Below are 19,254 nucleotides of genomic sequence, written 5' to 3' on the forward strand. Positions count from 1 at the left end.
TGTCAGATAGCACTACTTGCAGAGTTCAACGATGTGCTTGCTCAGCTCGTCGGCCTTGCTCAATCGCTGCGCCTGGTTCGGGTCGGTGTTCGGTGTCTCAGCAATGGCCGCGGCACCTACGTCCATCAACGCGTTGCCGAACTCCCGAACATTGTTCGCAAGATCGGGCGGCGTCGCGGGATCCAGTCGCGCCAACAGGTACTGGCCACCGTTGAAAAGCGCGATCCGCGCGTTGGCTGCGGTGGCCAACGTCCCCACCGTGCCCGCGTTCTCGGGGAGCGCGCGGTTGGTGTTCTGCATAACGGCATTCCGGACAAGTTCGGCGTTGGCACACGCCTGCGCCTTCGCATTGGTCCGCTGTGCCTCGGTGTAGTCCTCCTGGGCTGATCCTCGCCCCCACCAGAGGGTAAGCACCAACGCCGCCACCGCGACCGCTAGCGCGAGCAGGGCCACGACACCGGCCACCCGTTTGCCGGCAGCCACAAGTTTCCGCCACAGCGTCGCCACGATTCCCTCTTCTCCGCGAACAAGATCTGCGGCCAGAAGTGTCCCACTTGTGGTGGGCCGGTGGCGGGAGAACGAAAGCGACTACGCCAATCCTGCGGAGACTGACCGCCCCGCCGACTTCAGGTCGTTGCAGGCCTCGATGACACGCTCGGTCATGTTGGCCTCGGCCTTCTTGAGGTAGCCACGCGGGTCGTAAAACTTCTTGTCACCCACCTCGCCGTCGACCTTGAGTACACCGTCGTAGTTGGCGAACATATGCCCGGCGATCGGACGGGTGAAGGCGTACTGGGTGTCGGTGTCGACGTTCATCTTCACCACGCCGTAGCGCAGCGAGTCCTCGATCTCCGATTTCAGCGAGCCCGAACCACCGTGGAACACGAAGTCGAACGGCTTGGAACCCGCCGCCAGACCGAGCTTGGCCGCAGCGACCTGCTGGCCCTCGGCCAGCACCTCGGGCTTGAGCTTGACGTTGCCGGGCTTGTACACGCCGTGCACGTTGCCGAAGGTAGCGGCCAAAAGGTACCGGCCCTTGTCCCCGGCGCCGAGTGCGTCGACGGTCTTCTCGAAGTCCTCGGGGGTGGTGTACAGCTTCTCGTTGATCTCGGCCTCGACGCCATCCTCCTCGCCGCCGACAACGCCGATCTCGACCTCGAGGATGATGTGCGCCTTAACAGCGGCGGCCAGCAGCTCCTGGGCGATGGTCAGGTTCTCGGCGATCGGCACCGCCGAGCCGTCCCACATATGCGACTGGAACAGCGGGGCCTGGCCGGCGTTGACGCGTTCCTGGGAGATGGCCAGCAGCGGACGGACATACGTATCCAGCTTGTCCTTGGGGCAATGGTCGGTGTGCAGCGCAACGGTGATGCCGTACTTGGCAGCCACCACATGCGCGAACTCGGCCAGCGCGACCGCACCGGTCACCATGTCCTTGATGCCCAGACCCGAGCCGAACTCAGCACCACCGGTGGAGAACTGGATGATGCCGTCGCTACCCGCGTCGGCGAAACCCTTGATCGCGGCGTTGATGGTTTCCGACGAGGTGCAGTTGATTGCCGGGAAGGCAAAGGAATGTTCCTTGGCCCGGTTCAGCATTTCCGCGTAGACCTCGGGCGTCGCGATGGGCACGGGTGACCTCCATGTCAGTGCTTGTTCAGGCTTGTGCAGGCTTGTTCAACTGAAATCGCCCCTCACCATAAGCCAGCCAGGTTGCGGACAGATACCGCCGGTAGGGTTGGCCGCGTGACAATGCTTGCCACGACCACAAACGTCGCCCTGATGCCGGATTTTCTGGACCCCATCAAGCTCCTCGGCCACTTCGGCACCTGGGCGCTAGTGGGGTTGTTGGTGGTGATCTTCGTGGAATCGGGTGTGCTGTTCCCGGTGCTGCCCGGTGACTCGTTGTTGTTCGTTGCCGGCATGCTGGCCGCGGGCACGGCCGCCGCCGCGGTCGACGGCGCATCTCAGGCCAACTTCCAGCTCTGGCAGCTGTTGGTCTTCGTTCCCATCGCCGCCATCCTGGGCGGACAGGTTGGCTATTGGATCGGCCGCGGCATCGGTACCTCCATGTTCAAACCCGACGCCCGGTTCCTCAAGCAGATCTACCTCGATGAGGCCCACGCCTTCTTCGAGAAGCGCGGCCCATTCGCCATCGTGATCGCCCGGTTCGTGCCGATCGTGCGGACCCTGGCACCGATCACCGCGGGTGCGGCCAAAATGAGCTACCCGATCTTCGCGCTCTACAACATCCTCGGAGCCCTGGTGTGGGGTGCCGGCCTCACCCTTCTCGGGTATTGGCTGGGTCAGTTCGCGATCATTCAGAAGCTGCTCGAACCGATCTTCATCCTGATCGTGCTGGCCTCGGTGGCCCCGATGTTCTTCGAATGGATGCGGCGCCGCAAGGCCGCGAAACAGTCGGAGACACCGACCGAGGCCTAGCTCTGGTCCACCGAGGTCTTCTCGAATTCGGCCACCTTGTCCCGGAAGTCACCTGGGAACGGCGAAGATCCTCCGTCGATCGCGTGTACGTACACGGTCTCGCCGGTGATGAGATGTTCACTACCGCGGTGAATTTCGAAATGACAGGTCATGCTCGCGCGACCCATCCGGGCGATGCGGACCCCGATATCGATACGTCATCGAAGCGAGCGGGCGAGTGATAGTCGATGACCGACTTCACCACATACATATGCTCAAAAACCCCGTCGCCGGTGGCATTGCGCGCACCGGTCAGAACGGCCCAGTACTCGGTGAGCGCGGCATCGAAGAACGCCAGATAGTGCGCGTTGAAGACCACGCCCTGCATATCGACCTCGGCCCACCGCACGCGCAGCGGATGAAAGAAACTGAAATCCTCGCGCGCCACGTCAGGCCTTCCTTCTGTGTGAGCGGTTATGCGACAGAGTGGGCGGCTTCGAGCAGCATCCAGCCGGACAGTTGCACCGACAGGTCACGCTCGGGCACCTTCGACGGATTGACCGCGCCGGCGACGAATCGGGATGCGTGCGAATGTGCGGTCGGCAGATCCGCCGTGCGTGTCCAATCCGCACCGAACAACGGAAGGTCCTCCACGATCAACCGATTGGCCCAGGCAGCCTCGGCGGAGGCCAGCAGGATGTCGCGGGCAGTAGCGCGGGCACTCGTATCCAGCGCGCTGTTCTCGGGCAGCGTCGTGACCACCAGCGCCAGGTAGCGGGCAAGAATGCCGTTGAACAGCCCACCGTCTCCGCCACCGCTGCCGCTGATGACGCCATCCTCCGTCATCCGATCGCTGACGGCGTTGACGAGCCGATGCACGCGCTCGGCATGCCGCGGTTCGCCGGTCCGCACGGCAAGCTCGGTCTCCAGCCCGAGCACCACGCCTTGGCAGTAGGTGTAGGTGGCCCGCTCGAGCGTGCCGTCCTCCTGTATGCCATCGATCACCAGATGCGATTCGGGGTCGACGAGAGTCTTGTCGATCCAGTCGGACATCACCTCGGCGCGCCACACCCTTCCGGTGCGCGCCAACACGATTGCCGCCGGTCCGTTGGCAGGAGTGTTGAAGAACTTGTCCTGTTTACGCCACGGTATGCCACCGCCGTACTGCGGCATCCACGCATCGAGGAACTGCTGCCGCAAGCGATTCAGCGCGCGGGGACGCTCCAGGCCCAGGAGCTCGGAAGCACGCTGCATTGCCAAGGCTAGCCAGGCCATATCGTCGTAGTACTGATTGGTCCACATGCCGACATTGCGGAACCGGTGTGCGCGTTGCATATCCGCGATGTGCTTGAGCCGCTCCGGTCGCGGATCGCGCAGCTGAGCATCGATCAGGCAGTCCTGCAGGTGCGCCTGCCACCAGTAATGCCAGTTCTTGAACCAATTGGCGCCCGGCGCAGGCGGCCAGGTGACGACGCCCAGACGCATACGCGGCAGATGCCACAGCGACGAGAAGTGTCTGGCGGTGATTGCGGCTTCGGCGCTACTGGCGCGGTTGGCCCACAGCACATCCATGCGGAGAGTCTATCCGCGGTCGAGACGGGACTACCACGCCTTCTTCAGGTCGGCGTGCTGACGAACCCAGGCGTGCATGGCGATACCCGCGGCCACTCCGGCGTTGATGCTGCGGGTCGATCCAAACTGCGCTATCGAAACCGTCATCACTGCACCATTTTTCGTCGCCTCGGTGACACCGGGCCCCTCCTGCCCGAACACCATCAGGCAGTCTGCGGGCAGCGGAGCAGTCTCCAGCGGCACGGACCCGGGCACGTTATCGACAGCCACCACCGTAAGGCCGGCGAGCTGTGCGTACTGCATGAGTTCCGCGGTGCTGTCGTGGTGCATCAAATGCTGGTAGCGGTCCGTGACCATGGCGCCGCGCCTGTTCCAGCGGCGCTTACCCACGATGTGCACGGTCTGCACCGCGAAGGCATTAGCGGTACGCACCACCGTCCCGATATTGGCGTCGTTCTCGAAATTCTCGATGGCGATCTGCAGCCGGTGTCGCCGGGTATCGATATCGGCAACGATCGCCTCGCGTCGCCAATATCGATAGGCATCAACAACATTGCGCGCATCGCCGTCGCGCAGCAGCTCCGGGTCGTAACGCGAATCCTCGGGTAGCGGTAGACCCTGTTCGACGGCCCAGGGGCCTACCCCGTTTCCGGTGGCACCCCACAGCGAAGGGTCAGTGGGCCTGTCCTTATGGTCCTTAGCGCCCTTAGAGTCCTCACTCACGGTTGGTCCAGACCGCGGCATGGGTGCCGATCACCGAGAGCGTCCCGGCGAGCACCGCGGCGTTGATCTCACCCTGCATACACAGCGACGGTTGTAGCTGCACCGCATTGAGTTTCGCGTCAGGCAGGACCAGCACCGACGCCCCGTAGATGGAGCAACTGCGGGCGATACCGTCCCCAGGACGCGTGGGTGCCACCGTCACCATCAGCGGGCCGCCACGCTCTGCCGACTCATCGCGGTAACGCTCGGCGAGGCCCGAGATGTTCAGACCCAAGAGCGAAAACCCGTTACCGATAAACGCATTCGGATCACCGAGGTCCGCCTGACTGAGCTGCTGTCCGCTCTCGCGCCACGCCTCCATGCTCTTGGTGGTAATGACCAGGCCGGAATCATTTTGGGGCGTAGGCAGCAGACCCATCGGATATGCCACCGGGTAGGCAACGGTGCTACCTGCGATTCGGTCTTTCGCCGAGTAGACGTACACGCCCCGCACGGCGCTCTGGTTCTGCATGGGGCCCAGACAGACTGTGCCGGTGAGCTGTTCGGGAGTCGGCGCGGCAAGCGGATGGATCGCGAGGTCGCTCACCTCCCGACAGCTGTTCAATGCCGAAACCTCGAGAGGATGCGATAAGGACCCATACAGCCCGAAGCGCAGATCCGCGGCGGCAGCCGGCTTCTCCCCCGGTCTGGCGGCCGCCCCGGTGACATCCACCAGCACGTACCCATTCTGGAAGCGCAGGTTGGCGACGCCGATATTCCAGCCCAGCAGGTTCTGCGTCTCACCGAGCTGCGCCGCCTGCGCTCCGTAAACCAGCTGCTTCTCAGGGTCTTTCGAGCATCCGGCCACGACGAGCGTGGTGGCGAGCAGGGCGGCGCATACCCGCCGAAGTCTCACGATCCGGCCAGGCCGAGATCCGCCAGTCCCAGCACAAACCGGTACGGCACACCCTCGGCGCGAATGGCCTCGGCAGCACCGGTGTCACGGTCGACCACGGTGGCCACCCCAATGACCTCTCCACCGGCCTCGCGGACCGCGCGCACGGCAGTGAGAGCCGAACCGCCGGTAGTACTGGTGTCCTCGACCACCAGCACCCGTTGCCCGGTGATATCAAAGCCTTCGATCAAGCGCTGCATCCCATGGGTTTTCACCGATTTGCGCACGACGAACGCGTCGATGGGCCGGCCTGGCGCGTGCATGACCGCGGTGGCCACCGGGTCGGCGCCGAGGGTCAGCCCACCCACGCCCGCGTATTCCCAGTCGATGGTCAGCTCCCGCACCAACCGCCCGATGAGGGCCGACGCCCGATGGTGCAGCGTCGCGCGACGCAGGTCGACGTAGTAGTCGGCCTCCTTGCCGGACGACAACGTCACCTTGCCGTGCACCACAGCGATATCGCGGACCAAGGCCGCCAATTCGTCGCGGTCTTGCACTGTCAGATCAGGTTCTCCCACGGCCACGTCCCATTACATTGTTGAACTTCCGCACCAAATTCCTTGGTACCAAACGCCCCAGAGAGGTTAGCGTCTTGTATTGGAGGCCGGGCACACTGAGCACCTTCCCGGCTGCGATGTCCTGCAGGCAGGTGTTGACGACGTCGTCCACGTTGAGCCACATGAACTCCGGGATGGTGTCCATCTCGATCCCGGCGCGCTCATGGAACTCGGTGTGGATGAATCCCGGGCACAGCACGTGCATACCGACTCCGGTGCCCTCCAAACCGTTGGCCAGACCCTCGGTGAAGGACACCACCCACGCCTTGGATGCCGTGTAGGTGGAACCGCGGCCGGAGAGCAGGCCGGCCACGCTGGCCACATTGATCACTGTGCCGGTACCCGCATCGATCATCGGCGGGAGCGCCGCATGAGTCAGCTCCATGACAGCGGTGACGTTGACGTCCAGCTGCGAGTGCAGCAACTCGGGCGATGCCTTCCAGAATTCGCCGGCAGTGGCGAACCCGGCGTTGTTCACCAAAACAGATACGCCCTGGGAAAGACGCTCGGCCACCTTTGCGCGATCGGCCGCTTGCGTCAGGTCGGTCGGCAACACCTCGGCGTTGACGCGATACCGGCAGGTGAGTTCGTCGGCGAGAGCACTGAGCCGCTGCTCATCGCGGGCGACCAGCACCACGCCGTACCCCTGTGAGGCGTACTTGCGGGCGAATCCAGCACCCAAACCTGAGGTGGGACCCGTGATGAGCGCAGTCGCACGCGCGGGCGTCGAAATGGGGCCGGCCATGGTTGGTCAGCCTACCGATAACGGCCAGGAGCCTATCTCAAGTAACTAGTACTATTAGTTTCTAATACAATTTGTCCGGAAACTGGTGCTAGCCCAAACAAGCGTTGCTAGCATCCCGACATGTTCGATCGGATGGTGCGATGGCTCACCGAACATCAGCGCTGGGTCTACCCGGTGCTGATCGCGCTGTGGATAGCCGCTGGGACGTACATGATCACTTCCCCAAAGGTCGCGCTGCCCGATACCGCCGCCACCCCCACCGCGCGCCCCGCGAGCATGCTGTCGCTGAGCCAGCCGAAAACGGTCACCTATGAGGTGTCTAGCGGCGGCAAGCCCATCACGGTGTCCTACCTGGACGAGAAGGGTCAATCCAAGCTCTTTACCGGCGTGGCGCCGTGGCGAACCAGTGTGACCACCAATGACTTTGGTTTCGCAGCCGGTATCACCGCGTTGTCAGCGGATACCGTCACCTGTCGCATCACCGTCGACGGCAAGGTGGCCGACGAGAAGACCGACACCGGCCGTGATCCCTCGGTCAGCTGCAATCTCGTGGCTTTCCAAAAACTCGAACCGGTGAGGCAGCCCTAATGCACGACAGTCCCATATTCGGCCGCTTCGCCGGCGTCATCAGCAGGCACGCCGGATTGCTCATCGGGCTCTTGATGCTGGTGGCCGGTGGGCTGATGGCATCGGCGCCCAACCTCGAAGAACTCGCCCGGACGCACGGCAGCCCCATGATGCCGACCAACACCCAGTCCGGGTTGAGTCTCAAGCACATGGCCAAGGCGTTCGGTGAATCGGAATCCAATAACACCGCGGCCATCGTCGTCGAGAAAGATCAACCCTTCACCGACGCAGACCGTGCGTTTCGGGCCGAACTGATGAAGAAGCTCAAGGCCGACACCGCTCATGTGGAACCCGGGATGGACATGTGGTCTGATCCCCAGTTCGCGGCCGCGAGCGAAAGCCCCGACAAGAAGGTTGCGCTCGCGCAGCTGTCATTGGCCGGGGAGGTTGGCGGCCCCAAGGCTATGGAGTCTGCCCAGGCCGTGCAGCGCATCATCGACGAGATCGAGAAGCCTTCGGGTACAACGATTTATGCCACTGGAACCAGCCAGGCCGCCGCCGACCAGATCACTACGATAATGCGGGACACCGTGGTCATCGGCGGGCTGTCGCTTCTTCTGGTCGGCGGTCTGTTGCTGCTGGTGTACCGCTCGCTCGTGGTCGCGTTCTTGCCACTGATAACAGTCGGCGTCGCCGTCGGAATCGCGACCCCGATTGCCAGTTTCCTCACCCTGGCGGGGCTGATTCCCACATCCATGATGACCAACGCGTTAATGGGCGCCCTCGCGCTAGGCGCAGGTACCGACTACTCCATCTTCTTCATCGGTCGTTATCAAGAGGGCCGACGCAGCGGCCTCAGCGTCGACGATGCGTTCCGCGCCAGTTATCGAGGTGTGGCGCCGGTTGTGATCGCGTCCGGATTGACGGTCGCAGGCGCCTTGTCTTGTATGAGTTTCGCGCAGCTCGACATGATGAAATCGATGGGCGTTCCCGGCGCCCTCACGATGATCTTCACCGCACTGTCCGCCGTGACGGTGACTCCTGGCGCGCTACTGATCGGAGCGCGTAGGTTCGGCTGGTTCGAGCCCAGGTCGACCATCCGCTCAACCCGGCTGTGGCGCCGCATCGGCATCCGGGTGGCGCGCTGGCCCAAACCGATATTCGTGGGCACGTTCTCATTTCTCATCATGCTCATGATGGTGATACCCAGCGCATCATTTAATTACGATGAGCTGCAATTCATTCCGAAAGACATGCCCAGCGCGGCCGGTATGATCGCGATTCAAAAGCATTTCCCCGCCGGGCAGATGAACCCAGACATGATCTTGATCCGCTCCCCCGAGGATCTACGCACCTCTGCCAACATCGGGCTGTTGGAAAAGGCTGCACAACAGATCACCAAGCTGGACAGTGTGGCCTCGGTGCAGTGGATCACCCGGCCTGGGGGAACGCCTATGGATCAAACCTCGCTCATGTACAGCGTGGGGATGGCCGGAACGATGATGTCGCAGAACAAGATTGTGATGGAGCAGCGACAGCAGCGGATGCGCACAATGAACGAGAACATGGGTTCAATGGTGTCGACGCTACAGGGCCTACAGGGCACATTGCGTAAGGCGCAACAGGGCGCCAAACAGCTCAGCTCCGCCGCCGCGCCCATCCAGACAAGTCTGAATCAACTGAAATCGCAAATTAATTCGACGATGGGGCCTGCACGGGAGGCGGTGAAATCCACGCCCAACTGCGCCGCCGATCCGATGTGCGCGGGCACACAGACCGCGTTGTCCAACTTCGAGAACATGTCCAATGTCACCGATCAGATGCGCGATCTCGTCAACACCACCGGGTCGATGACTGGGGGTCTGGCCCAGGCGACGCAAACCATGCCCAAAATGCTCGCATCCATGTCCGAGATGCAAGACCTGATGACCGAGACCAATGAGCAAATGTCGCAGATGATGTCGCAGATGGACACCATGACGTCGCTCATGCAGGACCTTGGCCGTAGCAGCGCGGGAACCGGAGATTACTTCTACTTCCCCGCACAGATGCTCTCGGATCCGCGATTCAAGCCGTACCTGAAGATGATGTTCTCCGAGGACGGCTCCACCACCCGAATGATCGCCATCGGCAACGGCAGCAGCTACGGCGACGAGGGCATCCAACGCGTCCGCGACCTGGCCGCGGAGATGAAGTACGCGCTCAAAGGCACTCGGTTGGAAGGTAGCGTGATCGAAATCGCCGGCCCGGCAGCGCTAATCGGCGATATGCGCGCAATACTCGACCGCGATGAGAAGCTGATCATGGTCGGCTGCCTCACGGTGATTTTCACCGTGGTGCTGCTCCTGCTGCGGGGATTGGTGGCCTCACTCGTCGTCATCGGCTCGGTACTGGTGTCCTTTGGCTCCACACTCGGTCTGGCCCTGGTGATTTGGCAGCACGTGCTCGGCATCCAACTGCATTGGTCGGTGCCGGTCGCGGTGTTCGCGATCCTGATCTCGGTGGGCGCCGACTATAACCTGCTGGTCGCTTCGCGCTTCAAAGAAGAAATGGGTGTCGGTGTCCGTACGGGTGTCATCCGCTCCATCGCCGGCACCGGCGGGGTGGTCACCACCGCGGGCCTGGTCTTCGCGATGACACAGTTCGCCATGATGGGATCCAGCCTGGTCAATGTCGCCCAGATGGGATCGACCATCGGGCTGGGATTGATCATCGACACCTTTGTGGTGCGCACCTTTACGGTGCCGACGCTCGCAGTCATCCTCGACAAGAAGTTCTGGTGGCCGCTGTCGATCACCCAACTCTGGCGACGGGCCTAGCGACCCTGGGGCTGGCCGCCTTGCACCGCAGGTGCCGGCTGGAGCTGCTCGCGTTGTGCCTGGGCGTTGGTCCCGATAGGTCGGCTGGGCCGCTCCGCGGCCTGAATGGGCGAAGGAGCCGATTCACCGGACGGGGGCAACACCCGCAGCAGATCGTTGAACTGGCGGACGGCCTTGAGCCCCTCATCCCAATGCTCGCGTGAGCTGTTGACGGGTAGCGCGGCCAGCGTCCAGTGCTGTTCGTTCCACAAGACCTCGGCCGCTTCGGGCGCGGTATGGGCGAACGTGACCATGCGCCGGTCGCAGGCCCGACGGGCGGCATCCAGGTTGGTGGAGTACACCATGCGCGGCCCGATGGCCCCCAGCAGCCAGATATCGGATTCGCGGGGCTCCTGCATGACCTTGAGCCGCAGGTCCACCATGACGTTCGTGCCAACCTTGCGGTGCAGCGCGATGATGGTCGCGACATCCTCCAGGTCGAAGACGTAGACGGCTTCTCCACGGATCTGTCCGAGGACCACATTGGCGGCCGCTGCAGATCCCGCACTCGACATCACGCCGCGGTTCCAGCGCTTGACTACCTCTTTGTCCTGCGCCATGTAGTCGAACCCGTGAGATCGCGCCCACGCCTTCCGGCGATGTCCGCGACCGCGACGGCGGCCGATATCCACGTACAGCAGCACGCCCGCACAGACGAAGCAAAGTGCGGACAGCGTGAACCAGAGCAGAGCCATCCGCGACAGCCTAACCGGTACTGGCCCAACTGCCGCGCAGAGAGCTCGGATCGTGACCGAGAGTTACCGGTCCGTGATGGGTAGGACAGAGCCGCGAGTGTGCGCCCACTGCGAGATATCAGCCGAAATCTCGCAGTGGGCGCACACTCGCGGCTACCTAACCAATGCGTCAGCCCAAGATGAGCGAGTCGCCGTCGGCGCTGACATTCACCGGAACGACGTCGCCATCGTGCACATCGCCTGCCAGCAGCAGCTTGGCCAGCTGGTCGCCGATCGCCTGTTGCACCAGGCGCCGGAGCGGACGCGCCCCATAGATCGGGTCGAACCCACGATGGGCCAGCCATTTCTTGGCCGGCTCCGATACCTCCAGGGTGAGCTGGCGCTGCGCCAGCCGCTTCTGCAGCTGCCCCAGCTGGATGTCGACGATATGCACCAGCTCCTCGGGGTTGAGGCCCTCGAAGATGAGCACATCGTCGAGCCGGTTAATGAACTCCGGCTTGAACTTTGCGCGCACCGCCGCCATCACCTGCTCCTCGGAACCACCGGACCCCAGGTTAGAGGTGAGGATCAAGATGGTGTTCCGGAAGTCCACCGTGCGGCCCTGGCCGTCGGTAAGACGTCCCTCGTCGAGCACCTGCAGCAGCACGTCGAACACGTCCGGGTGCGCCTTCTCGACCTCGTCGAACAGCACCACTGTGTACGGGCGTCGCCGCACCGCCTCGGTCAGCTGGCCGCCGGCGTCGTATCCGACGTATCCGGGTGGGGCACCGACAAGCCTTGCGACCGAGTGCTTTTCGCCGTACTCGGACATGTCGATGCGCACCATGGCGTGCTCGTCGTCGAACAGGAAGTCCGCAAGTGCCTTGGCCAGCTCGGTCTTGCCGACACCAGTGGGCCCCAGGAACAGGAACGAACCGGTGGGCCGATTGGGGTCGGCGACACCGGCCCGGGCGCGGCGTACCGCATCGGAAACCGCAGTGACGGCTTCCTTTTGCCCCACCACTCGCGCGCCCAGCACGTCTTCCATGCGGAGCAGCTTGGCGGTCTCGCCTTCCATGAGCCGGCCAGCCGGAATACCGGTCCAGGCCGACACGACATCGGCAACATCGTCGGGACCGACCTCTTCCTTGAGCATGACGCTTTCGCGCGCCTCTGCCCTGGGAAGAGCATCTTCCAGTTGCTTCTCGAGCTCGGGGATGCGCCCGTAGCGCAGCTCCGCGGCCTTCCCCAGATCGCCGTCCCGCTCGGCGCGATCGGATTCACCCTTCAGGGTCTCCAACTGCTCCTTGAGATCACGGACCGCATCGATGGCGTTCTTCTCGTTCTGCCAGCGTGCGGTCAGCTCGGCGAGCCGCTCTTTCTTATCGGCCAGCTCCTCCCGGAGCTTCTCCAGACGCTGCTGGGAGGCGGTGTCCTCCTCCTTGGTCAGCGCCATCTCCTCGATCTCGAGACGGCGGACGACGCGTTCGACCTCGTCGATTTCGACAGGGCGCGAATCGATTTCCATGCGCAGGCGGGATCCGGCCTCATCGACCAGATCGATGGCCTTATCCGGCAGGAAGCGCGAGGTGATGTACCGGTCGGACAGGGTCGCGGCGGCCACCAGAGCGGAGTCGGTGATCCGCACGCCGTGGTGAACCTCGTAGCGCTCCTTGATCCCGCGCAGGATGCCTACGGTGTCCTCCACCGAGGGCTCGCCCACCAACACCTGCTGAAAGCGACGCTCCAATGCGGCGTCCTTCTCGATGTACTTGCGGTACTCGTCGAGGGTGGTGGCACCGACCAAGCGCAGCTCGCCGCGGGCCAGCATGGGCTTGATCATGTTGCCGGCGTCCATCGCCGACTCACCGGTCGCGCCCGCACCCACGATCGTGTGCAGCTCGTCGATGAACGTAACCAGTTGTCCCGCAGAGTTCTTGATCTCATCCAGGACGGCCTTGAGCCGTTCCTCAAACTCACCCCGGTACTTCGCCCCGGCGACCATCGAGCCCAGGTCCAGCGAGACAACAGTCTTGCCGCGCAGGCTCTCGGGTACATCGCCGGCGACGATGCGCTGCGCCAAGCCCTCGACGATCGCGGTCTTACCGACACCGGGCTCACCGATCAGTACCGGATTGTTTTTGGTACGGCGGCTGAGAACCTGTACGACGCGGCGGATCTCGGTATCGCGACCGATCACCGGGTCAAGCTTGCCTTCGCGGGCAAGTGCGGTCAGGTCGGTGGAGTACTTCTCCAGCGCCTGGAACGTCGCCTCGGGCTCGGCGCTGGTCACCCGGCCGCTGCCGCGCACCTGGACAAAGGCATCACGTAGCGCGTGCGAGGTGGCGCCGTTGTTGCTGAGCAGCTTGGCGATATCGGAATCACCGGTGGCCAATCCGACGAGCAGGTGCTCAGTGGATACGTACTCGTCGTTGAGCTCGGTGGCGAGCTGCTGCGCCGTGGTGATCGCAGCAATGGAGTCGCGCGAAAGCTGCGGGTTGGCGCTGGCATTGCTGACCTGAGGAAGCCGGTCGGCGATGGCTTGCGCCTCGTTACGTACGGTCGCGGGGTCGACGCCCACAGCCTGCAGAAGCGGCGCGGCGATGCCATCGGTCTGGCTCAGCAGCGCCACCAGCAGGTGTGCGGGACGGATTTCAGGGTTGCCTGCCGTCGTCGCCGCCTGAAGGGCAGCTGTCAGCGCGGCCTGGGTTTTCGTGGTCGGATTGAACGAGTCCACAACACCTCCGTTAGTTGAGAGAAATGCTTATCAGTACGTCTAACGTCCCAAACCTTGAGTCTGTTCCGCTCAACTTTAGAAAAGTTCCCGAGGCCGTGTCTACCTCATCACAATGAGGGGTGCGCCGAACCGAATCGGAGATCACACCCGGTGGCCGCGCCCCTCAAGCAGCTCGCCGACTCTCGACAACACCGGAAGCGCTCCGCCCCGCAGAACCGAACGGAGCTGGCGGTTGAGATGGGACCCGGGGTCGAATCCATTCAGCGTGAACCACAGTTGGGTTCCGCCGTCCCTCGACCGCAATCGCCAGGTCATCTGGAGAGTGGTGATACTCCCCATGATGGGGATCTCGAAGCTGCACGCGATGAGCTCGGGCTCGCGCACCTCCAGAAACTCCATATCGACCTTCCCGTTGAACCCGATGAGCGGGACCGGGTAGGTGGCCACGGACAGCCGGCTGCCTTTCTCCACCGACCCCAGATCGCTTTCGTTCACCAGGTCGCTGACAAACTCCTTCGAGGTGATGACCTGCCATACCGTTTGTGGCGAGTAGTCATAGAACTCGCCCAGGCTGAATGACGTCGCATCGTCGGGCGGAGGATCCTCACCGAGTTCCGGGACGCCCAACAGCTCCCCGATACGCGACATGACCAACACCCAGATATCCCGAACGAGCACGCGAAGCCGCCCGTGGGCTGGATACGCAACGTCAAATCCGTTGTGCACGACTAGTAACCGCGTCCCACCTGGCTCGGAATGAAGCGTCCAGGTGACCTGCAAATCCCAGGACTTCTCGGGCGTGGTGAATCGATATGCCATGCGCTCGTTGGGCACGACAGAGGTGAACTCGCACTCGCCGCGACCGCTGAAGTTAACCTCCGGCATCGGGAAGGTGGTGAATGAGAACGACTTACCGATCTCCACGGAGTCCTCGTGAAGATCAGTCGTCCAGTCGGAGATCGAAGCGGCCGACGTGATGGCGCGCCACACCTGGTCGGCCGGATACGGGTAGAACTGCCCAACCGTCACCGATGTCGGGTCATCCCGTAGCTCGGTCATACCCCTGGGATACCGCAGTTGCGTGACGCATGTGGTCGATCAGGCGGATACATCCGTCACCAAACAGCGCGGCGGCCGGTGACCATCGGCCGATGCACTGTCGATACATCGACCGAGCCTGCCCATCGTCCCTGGCCAACCGCGCTCGGAGATCGTCCGATACACACGCGTGCCGGAATCGCCCCGATCGAAGCCGTCGTGACGCAGCGCCACCATGGTGCCGCCCGGAACCTCGTGCAGCGTCCAGGTCACCGTCCAGACCGTTGGTTTCGACGATTTCATATCCCACCAGCGGATCGACAGCACTCTGTTTGGGGTAGCCGCAAGCACCTCACACGACAGCGCCCCCGAAAAGTCGGCCATCGGCAAGGGAAAGGCATTGAAGCGGAAACGGGTTCCTACCTGCGGCCGAAATCCAATGGGGTCCATCAGCCATTCCTCCATGGCATCTGGACACGCCAGCACTTTCCACACGCGCTCGGGCGGATGCGGATAGAACTGGTCGAACATGATGGTGGCGATGTCGTTCACGTCGTCGGGCACGGCATTCTCCGGATTCATGGGGTTACCTTTCATACCCCATGAATCTGGGTCACCGCTGTGTTCTCATATGTTAGCCAGGCAAACTCGGGCCGCACGAGCGCTCAACGCCGCCCTCACCAGCTGGGGCAGTCGCTGCACGATCGATCAGACGCCCGAGTTTCGTCATCGCGGTCGGCCAGAATCGATCGGAGAGCGCCGCCATCCTGCGCAGCGCAGGATCATCGCTGCCGAAGGCGGGCCGACTCAAGGTCACCATGGTGCCGTTCGGCACCGCGCATAGTGTCCACATCGTTCTCCAGGTCACCGGCTCGGGCGACTTCGTATCCCACCAGGCGATGGCCAGCGTTTCGTTCCGCGTAGCCACCAATACCTCAGAGGCGATTGCCCCGGAATAATTGGCAATCGGCACGGGAAAGTCGACGAGCCGGAACCGCGTACCCGCCACAGGACGGAACCCCACCTGTTCGACGAACCAGTCCCCCATGACTTCGGGGTTGACCAGCACACCCCACACACGCTCGGGAGGGTGCGGATAGAAGAAATCGGCGACGACATCCGTCGGGTCTTTCAGATCGCCCACGAGGCACGCTCCATCGTTGGTGTGTCACCCCTTTGTACTCTGCGAGACCGGCGACCGCCGTGATCGAAATCGTTAGCCAGGCAAACCTAGTTCGGAAGCGTCAGCGGTCAGGTACCGATCCACCGTTGGCGCCAACACGGCGACCATTTGTTCCCTGGTGAGCGCGACCAGCGGATCGATCTTGAGTGCATACCGCAGGAGCGCGGTCCCGACCATCGAGGTGGCCGCCAAGGCGAACCGCGTCCGCACCTCGGGTCCTCCACCCAATTCCTCGCTCAGCGCGGCCAGCACGTAGTTCTGCATGAACTCGCGGAACGCGTGATGCGCGTCGTCATTGGTGGTGGCCGACTGCAGAATCGCGAGCATGGTGTCGACGGTGCCCGCCTGTTCCCACATCGACAGGTATGCGTTGACGAACCGCTCACCGATAGTGCCCTCGCCATTGCGGATCGCGAGCACCAGCTCGTTGGGGTCGATCATCAGCCGGATCGACTGACGGAACAACTCGTCCTTTGACCCGAAGAGGTACACCACCATCGAGGGGTCAATACCGGCGTCACGGGCGATGCCCCGCATGGTGGTCTTTTCATAGCCGCGCTCTGCAAACGACCGCTTCGCAATGTCAAGCACATGTTCCCGCGACACCGCCTCGCCGCGACGCCTGCCCCTGCGCGCAGCATTCGTGCTGGTTGTCATGATTCACAGTACCAATTTTCTACAAGTGTTGAAAAACTTCTCCCCGCAATCTACGCTCATTCCAATTAATTCAACACTCAGTGAAATGGAGGTCGTCATGACCGGCCAACACGAACTCCAACCAGGCGCCGCCCATCAGGTACCGGATTGGGCCCGGGCCACCGCGGCGATCGCACTTCTGACGGTCGTACTCGGCGTCATCTTCATCGCCTTCGCCTGGCCATCGGCGCGATCGGCGCCACGGGACGTGCCGATCGGCGTCACGGGACCCGCGGCCCAGGTGGACACGCTCACCAAACGGCTCGAGGGCGTGTCACCCGGCGCATTCGCCATCACGCACTACCCCAGTCAAACCAAACTGGAGGAAGCCACCAAGAACCGGGCCGTCTACGGCGGATTCGTCCTCGCGCCGCCGACGCCGACGGTGGTGGTCGCGACAGGTGGCAGTCCGGCAGTTGCACAGACGCTCACGGGAATTGGACAGCAGCTCGGCAAGCAAACCGGAATGACGGTATCCATCAAGGAACTCGCGCCGCTGCCGCCCTCGGATCCGCGTGGCATCGGATTGGCCGCGGCCGCGCTGCCGATGACCCTCGGCGGGATACTTCCGGCGGTCGCCCTGACGCTGCTGTTTCCGGGCCGGGCCTGGCTTAAAGCGCTTACCGCTGCCGGGTTTTCGTTTCTCGCCGCGGTTACGATCTGCATCATCCTGGATTCCTGGTTGGGCGTGATAACCCAGAATTTCTGGGGTGTGGTGGCGGGCCTGACACTCGGAATGATGGCCATGTCGTTCAGCATCACCGGTCTCGGCGGACTACTGGGCTATCCCGGAATCGGGCTGGGCGCCGCATTGGCGGTTTTGGTCGGGAACCCGCTGTCCGGGCTGACCGCCGCGCCGGAGTTTTTACCCAAGGGCCTTGGCCTGCTTGGCCAATTCCTACCACCTGGGGCCAATGGCACCCTGCTGCGGTCCATGGCCTACTTCGATGGAGCAGGTTCGGCCGGGGTGATCCTGATCCTGTGCTGCTGGGTGGGTTTTGGTGCCGCGATGTTGGCACTCGATGGGGTGCGGCAGCGCGCCACGGTGCGGGTTAGCGGGGAGACGAAACCGCGGGTGCCGGAGCTCGTCTAGCTCCGGGATTGCATCGGTTCCCGCGTGTCGACACGGATGTCACGTTCCCCATGTCCCGATGTTCACGAACGCCGGCAAACCCTAAAAACATGCATCCCACCAGCTCTGTAGTCGCGAAAGGCTGATTTCAGGAGCTATCTCAGCGCACGGATGATTAGCCGCGGGGCCGACACTTCCCAATCTGACCTCAGACAGTCCCAGACGGGCCGGGGGCTTCCCTCCTAGACTGGCGTCTCGGTAGGCAGGACCCCGGAAAGGTGAGGCAACGAAAGTCGTGGGGCTTGATGACGTCGAAGCGCTGCACGACTTGGTCGGCGGGGTCGAGCTATCGGGGGAGAAACTTGTCAAGAGCTTCTACAGCCGTTGGTTCGTCATCGACCCCTCAGTCGGCGACCTCTTCCCCCCACACATGGCGGCACAGCGCGAACATTTCCGGCAGGCACTGCAGTACGTGCTCTGGGAAATGGCGGCCTATCGCACCGAAGGTCTGGTCAACTTCCTCGCCCAGCTAGGACGCGACCACCGGAAGTTCGGCGCCACCGACAGCCAGTACGACACCATGCGTCAGGCACTCCTCGACACCACGCGTGAGGTGCTGCAACCAATTTGGGATGCCCGGATGGAGTCAACTGCCACCGAGGTCTACTCCGTGATCATCGAGGTGATGCGCAGCGCCGCCGCCTCCGACAGCGGCCAACCCTGGTGGGACGGAAAAGTCATCGAATACCACCGCACCTCTCGGGATCTCGCGTTAATCCGGCTAAAACTCAACGCACCCATGGACTATCACTGCGGGCAGTACGTTCACGTCCAGGTGCCGCAGAGCCCCCGGAATTGGCGCTATCTCAGCCTGGCGATTCCACCAGACCCTGAGGGCCACATCGAATTTCATGTCAAGGCGGTACCCGGCGGGTTGGTCAGTGGCGATATGGTCAACGGGACCAAGGTGGGCGACACCTGGCGGATATCGCCGCCGCTCGGCGCACTGTCTGTGAACCGCGACGGTGGGGATGTCCTCATGGTCGCGGGCAGCACCGGTATCGCACCACTGCGGTGCCTCATCATGGAGTTGTCGCAATGGGCCGAAAACCCAAGGGTTCACCTGTTTTATGGGGCACGCTATCCGCAGGAACTCTATGATCTGTGGACGCTGTGGCATATCGCCTCGATCAATCCGTGGCTGTCGGTGACGCCGGTCACCGAGTACGCCCGAAACCCGGACTGGGCCACCAAATACCACGATCCGACACCGCCTCGCGGCCTCCATGTCCGTCAGACGGGACTGCTATCCGAGGTGGTCACAGCCTACGGCGGTTGGGGTGACCGCCAGATTCTCCTCGGCGGGTCGGCGTCGATGATCAAGGCCACCAAGGAGGCATTGACCTCCAAGGGCGCCGATTCCTCCAGAATCCAGCACGACCCGCTCTAACCCTGCCGGGTAGTGCCCGGTGGCCTT

The 19,254-nt window shown here is 63.0% G+C and carries 18 protein-coding genes and 1 pseudogene; 5 read left to right on the forward strand and 14 right to left on the reverse strand.

Annotated elements, in window-relative coordinates:
* Nucleotides 1–12: 12 nt before the first annotated feature.
* Entirely contained in the window at nucleotides 13–507 is a 495-nt protein-coding gene (locus MLB1_RS07945) for a hypothetical protein (protein WP_371750571.1), read from the reverse strand.
* 81 nt (nucleotides 508–588) lie between these two features.
* Complete coding sequence (fbaA, locus tag MLB1_RS07950) at nucleotides 589–1,632, reverse strand: class II fructose-bisphosphate aldolase (protein ID WP_180749116.1); 1,044 nt, start codon at nucleotides 1,630–1,632, stop codon at nucleotides 589–591.
* Nucleotides 1,633–1,752: 120 nt separating this feature from the next.
* On the opposite strand from fbaA, the gene MLB1_RS07955 reads away from it, so the two are divergent.
* The gene (locus MLB1_RS07955; RefSeq protein ID WP_219602884.1) at nucleotides 1,753–2,442 is read left to right on the forward strand and encodes a VTT domain-containing protein; all 690 of its coding nucleotides are present in this window, start codon (nucleotides 1,753–1,755) and stop codon (nucleotides 2,440–2,442) included.
* Here MLB1_RS07955 and MLB1_RS07960 read toward each other — a convergent pair.
* The 6 genes and pseudogenes from MLB1_RS07960 to MLB1_RS07985 form a co-directional block, all read right to left on the reverse strand.
* Nucleotides 2,439–2,869: pseudogene (locus MLB1_RS07960) on the reverse strand (acyl-CoA thioesterase). The gene MLB1_RS07955 and the pseudogene MLB1_RS07960 overlap by 4 nt on opposite strands.
* 26 nt (nucleotides 2,870–2,895) lie before the next feature.
* Entirely contained in the window at nucleotides 2,896–3,993 is a 1,098-nt protein-coding gene (locus MLB1_RS07965; RefSeq protein ID WP_180749121.1) for a glycoside hydrolase family 76 protein, read from the reverse strand.
* A 30-nt stretch (nucleotides 3,994–4,023) separates the two neighbouring features.
* Nucleotides 4,024–4,737 (reverse strand): RNA methyltransferase, encoded by a 714-nt coding sequence (locus MLB1_RS07970; RefSeq protein WP_180749122.1) that lies wholly within the window; start codon nucleotides 4,735–4,737, stop codon nucleotides 4,024–4,026.
* Nucleotides 4,709–5,611: a hypothetical protein gene (locus MLB1_RS07975; protein WP_180749124.1), complete on the reverse strand. Its 903-nt coding sequence runs from the start codon at nucleotides 5,609–5,611 to the stop codon at nucleotides 4,709–4,711. The genes MLB1_RS07970 and MLB1_RS07975 overlap by 29 nt, the downstream gene beginning before the upstream one ends.
* Nucleotides 5,608–6,174 (reverse strand): orotate phosphoribosyltransferase, encoded by a 567-nt coding sequence (pyrE, locus tag MLB1_RS07980; protein ID WP_180749126.1) that lies wholly within the window; start codon nucleotides 6,172–6,174, stop codon nucleotides 5,608–5,610. The genes MLB1_RS07975 and pyrE overlap by 4 nt, the downstream gene beginning before the upstream one ends.
* Nucleotides 6,155–6,952 (reverse strand): SDR family oxidoreductase, encoded by a 798-nt coding sequence (locus tag MLB1_RS07985; protein ID WP_180749129.1) that lies wholly within the window; start codon nucleotides 6,950–6,952, stop codon nucleotides 6,155–6,157. Before MLB1_RS07985 ends, pyrE begins: the two co-directional genes overlap by 20 nt.
* Before the next feature lie 120 nt (nucleotides 6,953–7,072).
* On the opposite strand from MLB1_RS07985, the gene MLB1_RS07990 reads away from it, so the two are divergent.
* Nucleotides 7,073–7,540, forward strand: coding sequence for an MmpS family transport accessory protein (locus MLB1_RS07990; RefSeq protein ID WP_180749131.1), 468 nt, complete (start codon nucleotides 7,073–7,075; stop codon nucleotides 7,538–7,540).
* Complete coding sequence (locus tag MLB1_RS07995; protein WP_180749133.1) at nucleotides 7,540–10,338, forward strand: RND family transporter; 2,799 nt, start codon at nucleotides 7,540–7,542, stop codon at nucleotides 10,336–10,338. The genes MLB1_RS07990 and MLB1_RS07995 overlap by 1 nt, the downstream gene beginning before the upstream one ends.
* On the opposite strand, the gene ttfA is transcribed toward MLB1_RS07995, so the two are convergent.
* The 6 genes from ttfA to MLB1_RS08025 all read right to left on the reverse strand — a co-directional run bounded on the left by ttfA (nucleotide 10,335) and on the right by MLB1_RS08025 (nucleotide 16,666).
* Nucleotides 10,335–11,072 (reverse strand): trehalose monomycolate transport factor TtfA, encoded by a 738-nt coding sequence (ttfA, locus tag MLB1_RS08000; RefSeq protein WP_180749134.1) that lies wholly within the window; start codon nucleotides 11,070–11,072, stop codon nucleotides 10,335–10,337. The two genes, MLB1_RS07995 and ttfA, sit on opposite strands and share 4 nt — an antisense overlap.
* A 169-nt stretch (nucleotides 11,073–11,241) precedes the next feature.
* Entirely contained in the window at nucleotides 11,242–13,788 is a 2,547-nt protein-coding gene (gene clpB, locus MLB1_RS08005; protein WP_180749135.1) for an ATP-dependent chaperone ClpB, read from the reverse strand.
* Nucleotides 13,789–13,929: 141 nt separating this feature from the next.
* A complete protein-coding gene (locus MLB1_RS08010; protein WP_180749136.1) occupies nucleotides 13,930–14,847 on the reverse strand; it encodes an SRPBCC domain-containing protein in 918 nt (305 codons plus the stop codon).
* A 39-nt stretch (nucleotides 14,848–14,886) separates the two neighbouring features.
* A complete protein-coding gene (locus MLB1_RS08015) occupies nucleotides 14,887–15,423 on the reverse strand; it encodes an SRPBCC domain-containing protein (protein ID WP_180749137.1) in 537 nt (178 codons plus the stop codon).
* Nucleotides 15,424–15,460: 37 nt separating this feature from the next.
* Complete coding sequence (locus MLB1_RS08020; protein WP_371750572.1) at nucleotides 15,461–15,970, reverse strand: SRPBCC domain-containing protein; 510 nt, start codon at nucleotides 15,968–15,970, stop codon at nucleotides 15,461–15,463.
* A 72-nt stretch (nucleotides 15,971–16,042) separates the two neighbouring features.
* Nucleotides 16,043–16,666: a TetR family transcriptional regulator gene (locus MLB1_RS08025; RefSeq protein WP_180749138.1), complete on the reverse strand. Its 624-nt coding sequence runs from the start codon at nucleotides 16,664–16,666 to the stop codon at nucleotides 16,043–16,045.
* A 97-nt stretch (nucleotides 16,667–16,763) separates the two neighbouring features.
* On the opposite strand from MLB1_RS08025, the gene MLB1_RS08030 reads away from it, so the two are divergent.
* Nucleotides 16,764–17,798, forward strand: a complete 1,035-nt coding sequence (locus MLB1_RS08030) for an ABC transporter permease (protein WP_255485606.1) — start codon at nucleotides 16,764–16,766, stop codon at nucleotides 17,796–17,798.
* Between the two features lie 274 nt (nucleotides 17,799–18,072).
* Nucleotides 18,073–19,227, forward strand: coding sequence for an FAD-binding oxidoreductase (locus tag MLB1_RS08035; RefSeq protein ID WP_180749139.1), 1,155 nt, complete (start codon nucleotides 18,073–18,075; stop codon nucleotides 19,225–19,227).
* The last annotated feature ends 27 nt before the right edge of the window (nucleotides 19,228–19,254 follow it).

It is taken from the genome of Mycobacteroides sp. LB1 (genome assembly GCF_013449725.1).
In the GTDB taxonomy this organism is placed as follows: Bacteria; Actinomycetota; Actinomycetes; order Mycobacteriales; family Mycobacteriaceae; genus Mycobacterium.